This is a genomic window from Ilumatobacteraceae bacterium (assembly GCA_033344875.1).
In the GTDB taxonomy this organism is placed as follows: domain Bacteria; phylum Actinomycetota; class Acidimicrobiia; order Acidimicrobiales; family Ilumatobacteraceae; genus Ilumatobacter.
The window spans coordinates 27,887-44,398 of the sequence record JAWPMO010000001.1 but is presented as its reverse complement, the minus strand read 5'-3'; the positions used below and the strand labels follow the sequence as shown (position 1 = coordinate 44,398).

The window sequence follows — 16,512 nt, the reverse complement described above, 5'->3', positions numbered from 1 at the left end:
GCGGCGCGGGGCCGGTTCCGGCATCGATCCCGGGGACGTTTTCTCGTGTCAGCTGCAGCGGACGGCGAAGCTCGCATCGACCAACTCGTCGGCGAGCACCTTCATCATCGGCATCTGCCCCGACGCCCCGCCGTCGACCACGTCGATCGGACCGGCGGTGGGCGGCACGACCCCGAAATGCTGGAAGTAGGGGTCGGTCTCCTCGCCCTTGCCCGCGATGTACGCGATGTCGGGCGGGACCGCCAGCACCACGATCTGCTTGTCGCCGCCGTACCCGATCTGCAGGTGCGGTGACCCGTCTTCGGGCCCGTCGACCAGATCCATCTTGGCCTGGCCGAGGTCGAAGTCCGGTTCGAATTCGCACACATCGAAGATGCTGTCGCCTCGGGCGAACCGGTACTCGTTCCCGTCGACCACGAACAGCGCGGTGCCCGGCTCCAGGGTCGCCGGGTCGATCGCTGCCGGACCGGTCGTCGGTTCGGCATCCGGCTCGTCGTCACCGACGGGCTCCACGTCAGTTGAGGATTCATCAGTTGAGGATTCATCAGTTGAGGATTCATCGGGTTCGGCCACGCGCTCGTCGGACTCCGCCGGCTCAGGCGCGTCGTCATCGGGGTCCGGGGCCGGCTCGGCTGCATCGCTCGCGTCGACCGGTGCCGCGCCGTCGCCGTCACCACCGCCGCAACCGGCGACGAGCGCGACGGCACCGAACATCACGGGCAGCGCGAACGAACGTCTCATTCGCATGTGATCTCGATCTTCGCGTCGATGGCGCTGTTGATGCCCTGCACCAAGGGCACCATCGCCTGGGTCCCGGTGATGCTCGTCCCGGACGCCGTGAGGGTGAGGTCCGGTGTCTCGACATCGGTGATCGCGGCCACCTCGTCGTCGCCGGCGAACCAGCGCCCTCCGGGGATGCTCAGATCGGCCCAGGGCTCGAAGTCCTCGACGTCGTCGAGTTCGACCTGGAGCTCGAGACGGCCGGAGTCCGGCGGGACCTCCGTCCCGTTCGCCTCGACGAGTGGCAGATCCACGACGAGGACGTCGTACAGGTTGCGACACTGCCCGGCTTCGCGCCCGATCTCGAACCGGTACTCCTCACCGTCGAATGACACGGTCCCGGTCCCGGTGCCGAGCCCGCCGCCCGGGTCCGAGTCGCCGCCGGCGGGTTCGTCGGCGTCGGACTCGACCGGCTCATCGGCATCGGGTTCGTCGGCCGGTTCGGCCGGCTCGCTGTCAGCATCGTCGCCACCGCACGCGACCGGAACGCCGAGCAGCACGGCAGCCAGCACGGCAACCCGCAGCCGGTCGTGTCGTGGAGTGTGATCACGTCGCCGAGTCGTCATGGGTTCCTTCCGTCACTGCTCGGGCCCGTGGTCCGTGGCCCGTTCGACGATGTTCGCACGGACACCGTCGAACGGGTCGCCCACCGACTACCCAATCACTCGCACGCGGCTACCTCAATTCGGGCCGACGATCCGCAGCCGGGTCTGCCCGAACTCGAACGGGCACCTTCGGCAGCCAGGCCGAAACCCTAGGCTGGTGGGCCGGTATGAGCGCCACGACAGACACCCCCGACACGAACGTCAGCGAGACTCCCCCGTTCCGCTACTCCGCTGCGCTCGCGCAGCAGATCGAATCCCACTGGCAGGACTGGTGGGACAGCAACCGGACGTTCGAGACACCGAACCCGGCGGGACCGCTCGGTGACGCCGAACTCGCCGCCGAGCGCGGTGAGAAGCTGTTCGTGCTCGACATGTTCCCGTACCCGTCCGGAAGCGGCCTGCACGTCGGCCACCCGCTCGGATTCATCGGCACCGACGTGTTCGCCCGCTTCAAGCGGATGACGGGTCACAACGTCTTGCACACGATGGGCTTCGACGCCTTCGGCCTGCCGGCCGAGCAGTATGCGGTCGAATCCGGTCAGCACCCGCGCATCACCACCGAGCAGAACGTCGCCACGTACCGCCGTCAGCTCCGTCGTCTCGGGTTGGCGCACGACCAGCGGCGCAGCATCTCCACCACCGACCCCGAGTACTACCGGTGGACACAGTGGATCTTCAGCCAGATCTTCAACGCCTGGTACGACCACGAGCAAGATCGCGCCCGCCCGATCGACGAGTTGATCGCCGAGTACGAGTCCGGCGCTCGCACCACACCCGACGGCCGGGCCTGGGCGGATCTGTCGGCCGACGAGCGGCGCACGGTCGTCGACGACCAGCGCCTGGCCTACGTCAGCGACGCGCCGGTCAACTGGTGCCCGGGCCTCGGCACGGTGGTCGCCAACGAGGAGGTCACGGCCGACGGCCGCTCCGACCGCGGCAACTTCCCGGTCTTCAAGCGCAACATGCGGCAGTGGATGATGCGGATCACCACCTACGCCGACCGGCTGATCGACGACCTCGAACTGCTCGACTGGACCGACGCGATCAAGTCGATGCAGCGCAACTGGATCGGGCGCAGCCACGGCGCGAACGTCCACTTCGCCAGCGAAGCGGGCAACATCACGGTGTTCACCACCCGGCCCGACACGCTGTTCGGCGCGACGTTCATGGTGCTCGCACCGGAGCACCCGTTCGTCGACGAACTCACGACACCGGAGCAGGCCGACGCCGTCGCCACCTACCGGCGACAGGCCGCCGCGAAGAACGAGATCGACCGCACCGACGACACCCGCGAGAAGACCGGCGTGTTCACCGGCTCGTACGCGACCAATCCGCTCAACGGCGAGCCGATCCAGATCTGGATCGCCGACTACGTACTCATGGGCTACGGCACCGGGGCGATCATGGCCGTGCCGTGCGGCGACCAGCGCGACTTCGAGTTCGCCCGCCAGTTCGCGCTGCCGATCCGCCCGATCCAGCGACCGCCCGCCGACTGGTTCGAGCACCATCGCATCCGCGCCACCCCGTCGACCGCGCTCGACACCGGGTTGTGGCCCGAGGCGTACGTGGGCGACGCCCCGTACGTCAACTCGTCCAACGAGTCGCTCGACCTCAACGGCATCGACAACAAGGCTGCCGGCATCGCCGCCGTCAACGAGTGGCTCGAGGCGAACGGCCACGGCGAGGCCACCATCACCTACAAGCTGCGGGACTGGCTGTTCAGCCGCCAGCGGTACTGGGGCGAACCGTTCCCGATCGTCTACGACGCCGACGGCAACCCGCACACCTTGCCCGACGACATGCTGCCCGTCGAGCTGCCGGAGACCGACAACTTCTCGCCGCGCACGTTCGACGCCGACGACGAGTTCTCCAACCCGGAGAGCCCGCTCGACCGACTCGACGACTGGGTCGAGATCACCCTCGACCTCGGCGACGGGCCACAGACCTATCGCCGCGACACCAACGTCATGCCGCAGTGGGCCGGCTCGTGCTGGTACCAGCTTCGCTACTGCGACCCCACCAACGACGAGGCGTTCATCGACCCGGCCGTCGAGGAGTACTGGGTCGGCCCACGCACCGATCGCCGCACCGATCACCCGGGCGGTGTCGACCTCTACGTCGGCGGCGTGGAGCACGCCGTGCTGCACCTGCTGTACGCCCGTTTTTGGCACAAGGTCCTGTTCGACCTGGGCCACGTCACCTCGAAGGAGCCGTACGCCCGCCTGTTCAACCAGGGCTACATCCAGGCCGCCGCCTACAAGGACGAGCGCGAGATCTACGTCGACGCGACCTCGGTCGAGCAACGGGACGGCGAGTACTTCCACGACGGCAAGCCGGTCACCCGCGAAATGGGCAAGATGGGCAAGAGCCTGAAGAACGGCGTCTCGCCCGACGAGATGTACGACGAGTACGGCGCCGACACCCTGCGGCTGTACGAGATGGCGACCGGCCCGATGGACGCATCACGTCCGTGGGAGACCCGCGACGTGATCGGCATGTACCGCTTCCTCCAGCGGCTGTGGCGCACGATGGTCGACGAGGAGACGGGGGCCTGTGTCGTCGCCGACGTCGAACCGAGCGACGACATCACGCGGTTGCTGCACCGGACGATCGACACGGTCCGCATCGAGATGGACGCGCTGCGGTTCAACACGGCGATCGCGAAGCTGATCGAACTCAACAACGCCGTGACCAAGCTCGACACCACGCCGCGAACGATCGCCGAGCAGATGACCTTGATGCTCGCGCCGCTGGCGCCGCACATGGCCGAGGAGCTGTGGCGCAAGCTCGGTCACGACGACACCGTGACCTACCTCGACTTCCCGGTCGCCGACGAGCGGTACCTGGTCGACGACACGATCGAGTACCCGGTGCAGGTCAACGGCAAGGTGCGCGGGCGCGTGACCGTCGCGACCGACGCCGACGCGGCCACGGTCGAAGCCGCCGCGCTCGCCGACGACAAGGTGCAGGGCGCGCTCGCCGGTGCCGCTCCGAAGAAGGTCATCGTCGTGCCGGGCCGCATGGTCAACATCGTCGTCTGACGGCGCCGGTACCGGGCCGGCCGCGACAACGCAGTTATCACGACCGACGGGACCAAATTCCCTGTACAAGCCGGTCGGTCGGTGCGACACTGCAATCAGATCCCACGAGGTGCAATCAGGGGACGCAGACCCACACCGTCGCCACGAGCGACGAGCGTGGCTCCTGGTCCCAAAACTGTTCCGGGTCCGACGGAACCACCTCGTGGGAATCTCGCGTCCGGGGTCTGATGCCCCGCCGCGATCAGGCCAGGATCTCGTCGAGCGCGGCCAGCAGCAACGTGACGTTGCGTTGCCGCGCGGTGTGGCCCATCAGGCCGATCCTCCAGCCCTTGCCCGCGAGGTCGCCGAGTCCGCCGCCGATCTCGATGCCGTAGTCGAACAGCAGCGTCCGGCGCACGTCGGCTTCGGACTGTCCGCTCGGCAACTTCTCCGCGGGCACCCGCACCGACGTGAGCTGCGGCAGGCGGTTGCCCTCGGCGGCGAACAACTCGAAACCTCGCTCGACGAGCCCGGCCTGGAGCGCATCACCGCACCGCTGGTGCCGCGCCTGCGCGGCGGCGAGACCTTCGTCGAGCACGACACCCAGACCTGCGTGGATCGCGTACAGCATCGAGATCGGCGCCGTGTGGTGGTAGGCGCGGGCCCCGCTGCCGGTCACGTACCCGGCGATCATGTTGAGGTCGAGGTACCACGAAGGCGGGCGCTCGCGCAGCCGCTCGAGCGCACGATCCGAGACGGACAGCGGGGCCAGTCCCGGCGGTACGCCGAGGCACTTCTGCGTGCCGCTGTACGCGATGTCGACGCCCCACTCGTCGAGCCGGAGGTCGATGCCACCCAGCGAGGTCACGCAGTCGGCGAGCAGGAGCGCGTCGCCCTTGTTCGCCCCCAGCGTCGCCAGGTCGTTGCGGACGCCCGTGCTGGTCTCGGCGTGCACGACCACGATCATCGAGGGCGACGGGTGGGCGTCGAGCAGCGTCTGCGGGTCGATCGGTGTCCCCCACGGCGCATCGACGCGGACCACCTCGGCGCCGCACCGCTCGGCGACGTCGCACAACCGGCCACCGAAGACCCCGTTGGCCCCGATCACCACGGTGTCGCCCGGGCCGACGAAGTTCACGACGGCGGCTTCCATCCCGGCCGAACCGGTGCCCGACACGGCGAAGCTCAGGCGGTTCTCGGTCTGGAACACCGCCCGCAATCGGTCGCCGACATCGTCCATCAGCTCGATGAAGTCGGGGTCGAGGTGCCCCAGGACGGGCCTGGCGAACGCTTCCATCACCTCGGGATAGGGGTTGCACGGGCCGGGGCCCATCAGGACAGGATCACGATGTGTCACGTACGACACCGTACGTCACGCGTCGGCGACGACCCTGATCTCGGACGCCTTGACCGACGCCCAGATCGTGTCGCCGACATCGACACCGAGCGATCCGAATCCGGCAGCGGTGACCTCGACGACGAGATCCAGGTCGCCGCCGATCCGGACGCGCACCCGGTCGTCCGCACGCTCGACGCCGGCGACCTCCGCCTGCCACACGTTGCGTGGGCTGCCCTCGGGATGGTCACGGTGCAGTGCGATCGCCGCCGGACGGATGGTTGCGATCACCGGGCCGTCGGGCGCGTCGTGGGCACCGACGTGGATGACGACCTCGTTCGCCACCTGCAACGCTCCGCCGGCGAGGGTCCCCCGCAGCAGGTTGGTCCCGACGAGGTCGGCGATGTACGCCGAACTCGGTGCGGCGGCCAGCTCCGACAGGCGCGCCCGCTGCGTGACGGCTCCGGCCTCGAGCACCACGACACGGTCGGCGAGCACATGCGCGTCGACCGGATCGTGACTCACGAGCAGACGAGACGCCCCCACCGCCGCCAGCCAGTCGGCGAGTTCGTGGCGTACCGCACTCCGTGCCGACACGTCGAGTGCCGCCATCGGCTCGTCGAGCAGCACGACCGACGGGTCGCCCACGAGTGCCCGTGCCACGGCGACCCGCTGCGCCTGCCCGCCCGACAGATCCGCGGGGTACCGGTCGGCGATCGAAGCGACCCCGAGGCGATCGAGCGCAGCAACGGCCGCCGCACGGGCGTCTCCGCGACGCATCCCACGGGCACGCAGACCGAACGCGACGTTCTCGCGGGCGTCGAGGTGATCGAACAGTCGGTACGACTGGAACACGGCGCCGACACGTCGACCTGCCGGCGGCACGAACACCTCCGGCGCATCCCACGGCGTGCCGTCGAGTTCGATCCGGCCACTCGTGAGCGGGATCAATCCGGCGATCGCCCGGAGCACGGTCGACTTGCCGGCCCCGTTCGGCCCGAGCAGCGCGACCGTCTCGCCGGCACCGACCTCGAGGTCGATGTCGACCCGGAACCCGTCGAGCTGCACAGCACCCTGCACCGTCAACGTCACGGCCGCGCCCCGAACGCAGCGCCCACCCAACGCTCGCGCAGGCCGAACAACACGATGAAGGACACCGCGACGAGCACGAGGCTGAGCAGGATCGCCTGCTCCGGGTCGTTCTCGAGCGCGAGGTAGGTCGCGAGCGGCACCGTGCGCGTGACGCCGGGCAGGCTGCCGGCGAACGTGATCGTCGCTCCGAACTCACCGAGCGCCCTGGCCCAGGTCAGCACGATGCCCGAGACCAGCGCCGGTCGGATCGACGGCACCGTCACCCGGCGGAACACGTACCATTCGCTCGCGCCGAGCGTCCTCGCGGCATCCTCCGCCGCCGGGTCGAGCGCGCGCAGCGCAGCGTCGACGGTCAGCACGAGGAACGGCATCGCGACGAACAACTGGGCGACGACGACGGCCGCCATCGTGAACGGCAAGGTGATGCCGAACGCATCGTCGAGCGGTTCACCGATCACGCCGCGCCGACCCAGCGCGAGGAACAGCGCAACGCCGGCGACGACCGGCGGCAGCACCATCGAGAGCGTGCACAGCACCCGGACGAACCTGCGGCCCGGCAGCGCACTCCTGGCGAGCAGCCATGCGACGGGCACGCCGAGCACGATCGCCAGGGCGGTCGTCGTCACCGACGTGACGAGTGAGAGCACCAGCGCGGTGCGGACGCCGTCGTCGACCAGCACATCTGGGATCGACCCGACGGGAGCACGGATCAGCAGTCCGATGAACGGCATCACGAAGAACGCGACCCCGAGCAGGCCGAGGACGATCACCGACATCGGCAGCTTCGGCCGTCCTCGCGTCGTGGCGGTCACGGCAGCACGAAGCCCTCGTCGGACAACGCATCGGCTCCGGCGCTCCCGGTCGCGAACTCGACGAACCGGCGGGCGGCCGGTGCGTCGACGACGACCACGATCGGGTAGTCAGCGGTCACCTGACAGGCGTCGGGCAGCTCGACGGCATCGAGATCGTCGGACACGTCGGTGCGGTACACGAGGCCGGCGTCGGCCTCACCGAGCGCGACCTTGGCTGCGACCGACCGGACGCTCTGTTCGAGCGACGCCGGATCGACGTCGACGCCCGCACACGCCAATACCGCACGCGAGTAGGCGCCGGCGGGCACGTCCGGTGCGGCGAGGACGACGACGACGTCGTCGGAGAGGTCGTCGAGCGATCCGATCGCGAGCGGATTTCCCCGCTCGACGACGATCACGAGTTCGTTGCGAGCCAGTACGACCGGGTCACCGGCCATCGTGGTCGACGCCACCGCCGTCGCCATCGTGTCCTGGTCGGCGGTGACGAGGACATCGACCGGGGCGCCGTCGGCCAACTGCGCGACGAGCGAGGAGGAACCGGCGACGTTGACGATCACGTCGACGTCGGGGTGAGCTGCCTCGAACTCGAGTTCGAGACGCTCGAACACGTCGGTCAGCGACGAAGCGGCGAACACGACGACGCGCTCGTCACCGCCGCACGATGCCACGACCGCGATCAGTCCCGCCACGACACCGATCAGGCGAACGGCCGACGACCGTGTTCGGTGCATGGGGCAATGATAGTCAGTTTCTGACTATCACACCGCAGCGCCGCAGACTCGCCCGGGTCGTCCGACTCGCCCGGGTCGTCCGACTCGCCCGGGTCGTCCGACTCCCCGGGTCGTCCGACTCCCCTGGCCGGTCCTCGCCAGGCTGGGTCGCTCAGCCGCGGGCTCACGTGCCGCTCGAGCGGCTTCTCGTCTGAGCCGGGCGGGCCGCTCGCGATGACGGCGAGCTCCGAGCGAGAGTCGGAAGTGACGACCGCCGGACACCACACCGTCACCGAGCAGACGATCGCTCCACCACCTGCCGGGCGCAGACGATTAACGTCGGGTCATCCGGACGGGGATCCGGCGCACGCTCATCACCTGCGATCGAGGACCGAACAATGACATCCGACAACTCACGATCAGAGATCTCGCGCACGCGCTGGAGTGCCATCGGCGCCGCGATCGCCATCACGCTCGGCGGGGGCGGAATCGGCCTGGCGCAGGCGTCGAGCGGCTCCGGCGACAAGCCCGTCACCGTCACGGTCGACGCCAAGCGAATCCTCGATACACGCACCGCACTCGGGCTCGCCGGGGCGTTCACCAAGGACGCCCCACGCGAGCTCCAGGTCACGGGCGAGGTCGACGTCGCAACCGATACCGGCACCGCCACAGAGACCGTCGTACCCGCCGGGGCCACTGCCGTGCTCGTCAACGTGACCGTGGTGTTGCCGACAGATCAGGGGTTCCTGACCCTGCGAGAGGGCGGCGCCGCCGGTTCACCGACGACCAGCACGGTCAACTTCCAGGCCGGCTCGGTCGAACCCAACGCCGCCACGGTCGATCTGTCCGGCGACGGCAAGCTCCAAGTGTGGGTGTTCATGCCATCGGGCGCCGCCAGAGCCGACGTTCTCGTCGATGTGGTCGGCTACACGGTCGACCACGACCACGACGACCGCTACTACACAGAGGACGAAGTCGACGCCGCCGTCGCTGCGAAGGCCGACAGCGCCGACGTCTACACGAAGGCAGAGGCCGCCGTTCGATTCGATCCGGTGCGAACACTGCTGACGTGGTCCGGCGAGGCCCCCGTGGACTTCTCAACGGGGGCGTTCACCTTCAAGAAGGTTCGCGATGTCGGATCGTTCGACAAGGTGAGCGACGACACCGTCATCCGCCTCGACCTCAACACCCACCAGCGCGGCACCGGAGGACTCTTCTGCGAGTACCAACTCAGAGTCGACGGCGTCAGCGCCGACGGCGGCGTCGGCCCGGATCGCTCGGCGTTCATCACCGGAGCCGACAGCGACCGTCAGGCACTGATCGGAACCATGCTGTTCGAGGGACTGGGTGCGGGATCGCACGACGTCACCCTCTGGGTCCGGTCGAACTCCGGCATCTGTGAGGAGAACGATGGGAACCACGCCCGGCAGCTGCAGGTGACAGAAGAGCGCTGACAGACACCATCTCGTCGAGTCGGCGCCGGCGGGACGTTCGGCGAAGTCAGCACGACATCGGGACCGCCGACGAAACCGAGCGCTCGATAGTCAGTTTCTGACTATCGCATCGCAGCGTCGTAGACTCCGCCCATGTCCGGACCGCCCGGCTCTCTCGCCGACCACGTCTGCCTGGCCGCGATCGCCGAACGTCCCACTCACGGCTGGACGCTCGTGAAGCTCCTGCGGCCCGACGGCGACCTCGGGCGCATCTGGTCGCTGAGCCGCGGGCTCACGTACCGAGCGATCGAGCGGCTGGTCGACGCCGGATCGATCACCCGCCGCGACGGCGAACGGCGCGCCACGCTGACCGCGACGCCGGCCGGGCTCGACACGACCCGAACGTGGCTCGCCGAACCGGTCGAACACGTGCGAGATCTCCGCATCGAGTTCCTCCTCAAACTCCGGCTGAACGAGCGCGCCGGGATCGACGCGAGCGACCTCGTCGACCGCCAACGTGCCCTACTTCGACCGGCCCTCGACGCGCTGACGGTCGGGCCGCCGGACGACCCGGTCGGACTGTGGCGCCAGGAGTCGGCGATGGCGGCACAACGCTTTCTCGACCGGATCGGCGAGCACGTAGTGTCGACGGGATGATCATCCACCGGAGCCCGCTCGCCGACGTCGAAATTCCCGAACTTCCGGTCACCGAGTACGTGCTCCGTGGGGCCGTCGATCATCCGGACCGCCCCGCCGTGATCGACGGGCCGTCGGGACGCACCTACACGTTCGCCCAACTGAAGGATCTGATCCACCGGTTCGCCGGTGGACTCGCCGAACGAGGCTTCGGCAAGGGCGACACGCTCGGGCTGATGGCGCCGAACATCCCGGAGTACGCCATCGTGTTCCACGCGGTCGCCGTCGCGGGCGGAACGATCACCACGATCAATCCGACCTACGGCGCCGAAGAGGTCAGGTTCCAGCTCCAGGACGCAGGAGCTTCGATGCTGATCACGGTCGGCGTGTTCGCCGAGACCGCACTCGAGGCGATCGAGGGAACCGGCGTGAGCGAGGTGCTCTCACTCGACGGCGGCGAGGGCGTCGGCGACGCCATGGCCCTGATGGGCGAGCCGATCGCCCAGGCACCGATCGACCCCGCCGCCGACGTCGTCGTGCTCCCCTACTCGTCGGGCACCACCGGCCTCCCGAAGGGCGTCATGCTGACGCACCGCAACCTGGTCGCCAACATCGCCCAGTGCGAACCCTGCATCCAGGTCGACGACGAGGGCGAGGCAGCGCTGTCGTTCCTGCCGTTCTTCCACATCTACGGCATGCAGGTCCTCATGAACTCCTCGCTGGCGACCGGCATGACGGTGATCACCATGCCGCGCTTCGATCTCGAGCAGGCGCTCACGATCGTGCAGGAACGCAAGGTCACCCGCTTCTACGCGGTGCCACCGATCGTGCTGGCACTCGCGAAGCATCCGATGGTCGAGCAGTTCGACCTCGGTTCGCTCAAGCAGATCTTCTCGGGCGCCGCGCCGCTGGGCGCCGAACTGGCCGCCGAAGCCGCGGCGCGGGTCGGTTGCGAGGTGGTCCAGGGGTACGGCATGACGGAGCTCAGCCCGGTCAGCCACTGCACCGTCGTCGGCGATTTCCGATCGGGCACGTCCGGCATCACGGTGCCCAACACCGAGTGCCGCCTCGTCGACCCCGCGACCGGCGAGGATCAGGATGTCGGCGCCGAGGGCGAACTCTGGGTTCGCGGCCCACAGGTGATGACCGGGTACCTCAACAACGACGAAGCGACGCGGCACACGATCGACGACGACGGCTGGCTCCACACGGGAGATGTCGCCGTCATCGACGAACACCATCACGTCACGATCGTCGACCGGGTCAAGGAACTCATCAAGTACAAGGGCTTCCAGGTGCCCCCGGCCGAACTCGAAGCGCTGCTGATCTCGCACCCGAAGATCGCCGACGTCGCCGTGATCGGCGTGGCCGACGTCGAAGCCGGCGAACTCCCGAAGGCCTACGTCGTCGCGCAGCCCGGCACCGACCTCACCGAGGACGAGGTGAAAGCACACGTGGCCGAACACCTGGCGAGCTACAAACACATCCGCCTCGTGGAGTTCACCGACGAGATCCCGAAGTCGGCGAGCGGCAAGATCCTCCGACGCTTTCTGCGCGACCAAAACTGACCACACCGAGCGCCAGCGTCAACGCTCGGCGTGGTTCGGTCATCCTGGAATTCACCAAGCTGTCAAGAATTTTGGTATTGCTTGACCTTGCGTGTGCCTCCATGGGTACGGTAAGCGTTCGATGAACACGGGAGATCACGCTATGACACCAAACGCACTGCATCCGGGCGATACGCGCCGCCACCCACGCACGATCATCGGGGTCGTGCTGGCATTCCTGGGAGCGATCGCACTGACCCTCGGCGTCACCGGGAATCCGGTCGCCGGTCTGGAGGACACCGACTTCGTTCCGCTGTCCAACAGCGGGGCCGACGTCGGTGACGACTGCCCCTCCTCGGTCGGCGACTACTGGCACTTCGTGATCGCACCGAACGACGGCACGTACGCGTTCGTCACGATCAGCCTGAACCTCGGCGGCACGATCATCGACTTCGACGGATCGGACATCATCTCCAACGGCGGTCAGGCCGACAACGTGTTCGTCGCCGTGCCGGCCGGATACTCCCTCGGCGATCTCGTGGCATTCGGCTCCGAGGCCGAGATCACACCCGGCGGGTACACGAGCTCGGGCAACGTGAGGTTCGTGCTCTCCCACCTGTGCGACGGCGACGAGTCGACCACCACCACGACGACGACCACCACGCTCCCCGAGACCACCACCACCGTGGCCGAGACCACCACCACGGTCGCCGAGACGACCACCACCGTGGCCGAGACGACCACCACGGTCGCCGAGACCACCACCACCGTGGCCGAGACCACCACCACCGTGGCCGAGACGACGACCACCGTGTCGGAAAGCGGCGGGCCGACCACCACGACGACGCTGCCGTGCGAATGGGACCCGGAGCTGCCGCCGGACGACCCGAACTGCTACCAGGGCACGACGACCTCGGTCGAGGCCTCTCCCCCGACCACGGTCGGCACGGACAGCAACTCGCCGACCACCGTCCTGGCCCAACTGCCCAAGACCGGTCCGGGAACGACCAACACGATGATGGCCATCGGCGCACTGATGCTCCTCATCGGCGGCGTCATGGTGCTCAGCACCCGCCGCGAGCACGCCATCGCCTGAAGTTCGTCGTCCCAGACGTCACGGTGAAGCGGGCGGAAAGACCGCCTGCTTCACCGCTGGGTGCAATCCGATCAGGCGACGGGTTCGACGTAGGTCGACCACCGCCCGATCGCTGAGCGGCTGACAGCTCCCGCACCAGGTGATCGAACGTCGCCACGGCGTCTGCTCCTCGCTCTCGTAACGCAACCGCTCGCCGCACACCGGACATGGCCGCCGACCCACCCCGTGCACCCATCGTGCATCGGTGTGGAGCCGGCGGCCCGTCGTGTTCTGCGGGCCTCGATCGGCATTGGTGCGGATCAGCGCCACGCCGATCGCGACCATCTGGTCGAGACCGTCGATGCTCCCCACCGGTTGCTGCGGGTCGACACCGGTGATGAAGGGCACGTCGTTGACGTAGACGTTGCCGAACCCGGCGACGTTGCGCTGGTCGAGCAGCGCTCCGGTGACCGGCTCGTCGGGCGCCCGGAGCAGCCGCTCGACGATCTCGGGGATCTCCGGCGGACCGGACCGACCGCACAGGTCAGGGCCCAGATGATCGGTGATCTCGTGCTCGGCCGTCGTCGGCATCATGCCGAGGATCGGCACCGCCACACCGGTCAGGCGCCCGGACTCCAACCACAGTTCGACCCGCCGACGCCACGTCGACTCTCGCGACGGCGCACCGACCTCGAACCCGCCGGTCATCAGCAGGTGGGCGTGCAGTGAGCGGCCGTCATCGAAGCGGACGAAGAGGTGTTTGCCGTACGCGTCGGCATCGACGAGCCTCGAGTCGGCCAGATCGACGCCCGCGAGCCGAGGATCTCGCATCACCGAACGCTCTACGCGTGCGCCGGCGAACCGGTGCGTGATCTTGTCGGCCAGCCGTCGCAGCGTGTCACCTTCGGGCACGGCTCGATCGTACGGCGCCGCCGCCGGTACTACCCGGCGACGACGACGGCCCCCGACCCGAAGCAACCGAACGACGACGCGACCGCCCACCTGCTGAGGTCGTCGTCGGCGAGCCAGCGTCCACGAACGTTGGCGAGCGCGCATGCCACGTGTTCACCCGCAGCCAGCTCGCCGTGGACGTCGGCGATGAACTCGGCGCACTCGAGTTCGCGCACCACCGTCAGCGGTGCGATCACCGTCGAGGCACCGCGCGCGAGCAACACCGCCGACATCCCGAGCACCTCCGAACCATCGGCGGTGCCCTGCGCTCCCCCCTCGCAACTCGAGAGCACGACCAACTTCGACCTGACACGGTCGGGGATCGCCTCGTACAACGTCGCCTCACCTCCGTGGAGATCGAGCGTCGACAGGAGCGGATGGTCGGAGCGGAACCTCCCGTGCGCCGCGATCTGCACGAGGTCGGAACCGGCGAACATCGAACGCACCGTGTGCGCGGTCGCGCTCGGGCCCGACGCCACTGCCGAACCGGGGTACCAACGCTGGATCGCCGCCAGTTCGGTGTCGCTCTCGGTCAACTCCGGACCGACGACGACGCTCACCGACCGGACGGCGCCGGCGGCCCGACGATCGGCTTCCATCCACACCTGCGCATTCGGTGTCATCGAGACGGGGCGAGCCGAGAAGCTCGGCAACCCGCACCACGGAATGCCGTGCAAGAGATCGACCGGCACCATGACGACCCCGACATCATTCGGCAGCTCGAGCGGGGCGATCAACAACTCGTCGAGGGTCTGTCCGGCGCGCAGCGCCCGGCCGCTCGACTCGTCGGGCTCGGCCGCAGCGAGGTCGAGCCACATCACCACCCGATCGCGCGCCCTGGTCACCTCGGCACGATCCGCCACCCTGACCAGCCGACTGCCGTCGGCGTCGAACACGACCGCCCACACGTGGTCGCGCACGACGATCCACTCGATGAGCACACGGGTACCGAGTCGAGTGGCCAGCTCACCGCGAAGCCGCTGCGCACCCGACTCCGTCAACGGGCGGTGACGCTCACCGCCCGCGAGTTCGTCGTGTAGCGCGCGGGCTCGGGTCCCCTCCGCAGCGGCAAGTGCGGTGTCGGCGTCGCCCATGTCGACCGCCAGCTCGATCGTGAACTGGCTGAGATCGTGGCCGAGCCGCATCGCAGCCGACCGCTGCTCGAGCGTGGTCGCCTCGGCGACGATGTCGTCGACCAGGTCGAGGCCGGTCCGGCACCCGGCGAGGGCGCCGACGGTGTCGCCCGCCAGGGAGCAACCGATCGCCTCGGCGAACCAGCCGGCCAGGACGGTCTGTCGCTGTCCGTCGGTCACCCCCGATCGCAGCTCGTCGATGTCGGGCCGGATCTCGTCGACGAGTCCATGCCGCAGGCCGGCCCGCACTCGGACGAGCGCGAGTTCGTCGGCGCTGGCCTGCCAGCCGTGGGCACGGAGCAGGCCGACCACCACCGCGACCTCGCCGAGGATCGGCATGACCCGATCCGGCGCTCGTTCGGTGAGCAACACGGCCGTCAGAGCGATCGCCTTGGCCTGGGGCACCATGTCGGGCCGACCCGACGCACCGAAGATCTCGATCGAGCGCGACGCCGATTGGGTCGCCGCTCGGAGATGTCCTGCGGCGAGTTCGGCGCGCGCCACCATCAGGTGGGCGTCACCCAGCAGGATCCGATTGCCGCTCGGCTCGACCAGTTCGAGTGCAGCCCGGCAGGCGTCGATCGCGTCGAGCAGGAGACCCGAGTGCATCATCACCTCGGCACGGTCGATCTCGGCCAAGGCCACCATACGAGCCGGGTTGCCCGCCTGCTCGAAGAGATCGAACGCCCGATCGAACGCCTGCATCGACTCGGTCAACCGCCGTGCACGTCCGTGGAGGACGGCCATGTTGGTCACGCTCTGCGCCTGGGCCGCGATCATGCCGAGTTCGAGCGCCAAGGCCTCCGCCCGCTCGAAGTCGGAGGCAGCCTCGTTGAGCCGCCCCTGCTGCAGCAGTACGAGGCCACGGTTCTGGTGGACCCGAAGCCGGTCGCGGAGCTCGCCGCCGTGGAGGAAGAGCCGCTCGCTGACATCGAACTCCGCCAGGGCCTCGTGCAGGCGACCGGCGTGGTGCAGGACATAGCCGATCTGCAAACGAACCCGCCCGAGATCGACCCCGCCATGGGCGGCGGCGAGCGCTTCCAATCCACCGAGCGCCTCGTCGACGAACCCGGCCTCGGCCAGTACGACCGAACTCGACATCTCGACGATCGACTTCACCTCGGGGCCGGCGTCGGCCGCCATGTCGATCGCAGAGCGTGCTGCGGCGAGGGCATCTCGAACACGACCGAGCTCGAACAGCGACCGAGCAGCCGAGTTGTGGGCGAGCGCCCTGGCGTCGTCGGCGACGTCCGGGTCGGCCAACACCTCCTCGACGCTCCGGAGCGCGGCCGCCGGCCCGCGCTGGACGAGCCGGTCCCAATACTCGGTCTGGCAATAATCGTTCGGTCCGCCGTCGGCCACGTGTCATGCTCTCATGGCCA

The 16,512-nt window shown here is 68.6% G+C and carries 13 protein-coding genes; 5 read left to right on the top strand and 8 right to left on the bottom strand.

Translation table 11 applies throughout. The features are described 5' to 3' along the window. Nucleotides 1-48: 48 nt before the first annotated feature. Together R8G01_00215 and R8G01_00210 are read right to left on the bottom strand one after the other, a co-directional pair. A complete protein-coding gene (locus tag R8G01_00215) occupies nt 49-741 on the bottom strand; it encodes a hypothetical protein (GenBank protein MDW3212391.1) in 693 nt (230 codons plus the stop codon). Further along, complete coding sequence (locus R8G01_00210; protein MDW3212390.1) at nt 738-1,346, bottom strand: hypothetical protein; 609 nt, start codon at nt 1,344-1,346, stop codon at nt 738-740. The genes R8G01_00215 and R8G01_00210 overlap by 4 nt, the downstream gene beginning before the upstream one ends. A gap of 206 nt (nt 1,347-1,552) precedes the next feature. Between R8G01_00210 and leuS the strand changes: the two genes are divergently transcribed. Next, on the top strand, nt 1,553-4,426 hold the full coding sequence (gene leuS, locus R8G01_00205; protein ID MDW3212389.1) for a leucine--tRNA ligase: 2,874 nt from the start codon (nt 1,553-1,555) through the stop codon (nt 4,424-4,426). Between the two features lie 241 nt (nt 4,427-4,667). Here leuS and R8G01_00200 read toward each other — a convergent pair whose 3' ends face one another. From R8G01_00200 to modA, 4 genes are read right to left on the bottom strand one after another with little or no spacing between them, the layout of a single operon-like run. Then, a complete protein-coding gene (locus tag R8G01_00200) occupies nt 4,668-5,762 on the bottom strand; it encodes an alanine--glyoxylate aminotransferase family protein (GenBank protein MDW3212388.1) in 1,095 nt (364 codons plus the stop codon). Nucleotides 5,763-5,777: 15 nt separating this feature from the next. Beyond that, entirely contained in the window at nt 5,778-6,833 is a 1,056-nt protein-coding gene (locus R8G01_00195; GenBank protein ID MDW3212387.1) for an ABC transporter ATP-binding protein, read from the bottom strand. Next, nucleotides 6,830-7,645 (bottom strand): ABC transporter permease, encoded by an 816-nt coding sequence (locus tag R8G01_00190; GenBank protein MDW3212386.1) that lies wholly within the window; start codon nt 7,643-7,645, stop codon nt 6,830-6,832. The genes R8G01_00195 and R8G01_00190 overlap by 4 nt, the downstream gene beginning before the upstream one ends. Then, entirely contained in the window at nt 7,642-8,376 is a 735-nt protein-coding gene (modA, locus tag R8G01_00185) for a molybdate ABC transporter substrate-binding protein (GenBank protein ID MDW3212385.1), read from the bottom strand. The genes R8G01_00190 and modA overlap by 4 nt, the downstream gene beginning before the upstream one ends. 377 nt (nt 8,377-8,753) lie before the next feature. Here modA and R8G01_00180 point away from each other — a divergent pair, with 377 nt between their 5' ends. From R8G01_00180 to R8G01_00165, 4 genes are all read left to right on the top strand, one after another. Beyond that, nucleotides 8,754-9,809, top strand: a complete 1,056-nt coding sequence (locus tag R8G01_00180) for a hypothetical protein (GenBank protein MDW3212384.1) — start codon at nt 8,754-8,756, stop codon at nt 9,807-9,809. A gap of 132 nt (nt 9,810-9,941) precedes the next feature. Beyond that, nucleotides 9,942-10,445 carry a hypothetical protein gene (locus tag R8G01_00175; GenBank protein MDW3212383.1) on the top strand — a complete coding sequence of 168 codons (504 nt, stop codon included), beginning with the start codon at nt 9,942-9,944 and terminating at the stop codon, nt 10,443-10,445. Then, entirely contained in the window at nt 10,442-11,992 is a 1,551-nt protein-coding gene (locus tag R8G01_00170) for an AMP-binding protein (protein ID MDW3212382.1), read from the top strand. The genes R8G01_00175 and R8G01_00170 overlap by 4 nt, the downstream gene beginning before the upstream one ends. A 142-nt stretch (nt 11,993-12,134) precedes the next feature. Then, entirely contained in the window at nt 12,135-13,067 is a 933-nt protein-coding gene (locus R8G01_00165; protein MDW3212381.1) for an LPXTG cell wall anchor domain-containing protein, read from the top strand. 18 nt (nt 13,068-13,085) lie between these two features. Here R8G01_00165 and R8G01_00160 read toward each other — a convergent pair whose 3' ends face one another. Continuing rightward, complete coding sequence (locus R8G01_00160) at nt 13,086-13,958, bottom strand: DNA-formamidopyrimidine glycosylase family protein (protein MDW3212380.1); 873 nt, start codon at nt 13,956-13,958, stop codon at nt 13,086-13,088. 29 nt (nt 13,959-13,987) lie between these two features. Continuing rightward, nucleotides 13,988-16,492, bottom strand: a complete 2,505-nt coding sequence (locus tag R8G01_00155; GenBank protein ID MDW3212379.1) for a CHAT domain-containing tetratricopeptide repeat protein — start codon at nt 16,490-16,492, stop codon at nt 13,988-13,990. Nucleotides 16,493-16,512 lie beyond the last annotated feature (20 nt).

Bases quoted from the DNA above. Each gene is read 5' to 3' on its own strand.
- modA (MDW3212385.1), bottom strand. From the start codon at position 8,376: ATGCACCGAACACGGTCGTCGGCCGTTCGCCTGATCGGTGTCGTGGCG.
- R8G01_00175 (MDW3212383.1), top strand. From the start codon at position 9,942: ATGTCCGGACCGCCCGGCTCTCTCGCCGACCACGTCTGCCTGGCCGCG.
- R8G01_00210 (MDW3212390.1), bottom strand. From the start codon at position 1,346: ATGACGACTCGGCGACGTGATCACACTCCACGACACGACCGGCTGCGG.
- R8G01_00180 (MDW3212384.1), top strand. From the start codon at position 8,754: ATGACATCCGACAACTCACGATCAGAGATCTCGCGCACGCGCTGGAGT.
- R8G01_00165 (MDW3212381.1), top strand. From the start codon at position 12,135: ATGACACCAAACGCACTGCATCCGGGCGATACGCGCCGCCACCCACGC.
- R8G01_00170 (MDW3212382.1), top strand. From the start codon at position 10,442: ATGATCATCCACCGGAGCCCGCTCGCCGACGTCGAAATTCCCGAACTT.
- R8G01_00215 (MDW3212391.1), bottom strand. From the start codon at position 741: ATGAGACGTTCGTTCGCGCTGCCCGTGATGTTCGGTGCCGTCGCGCTC.
- leuS (MDW3212389.1), top strand. From the start codon at position 1,553: ATGAGCGCCACGACAGACACCCCCGACACGAACGTCAGCGAGACTCCC.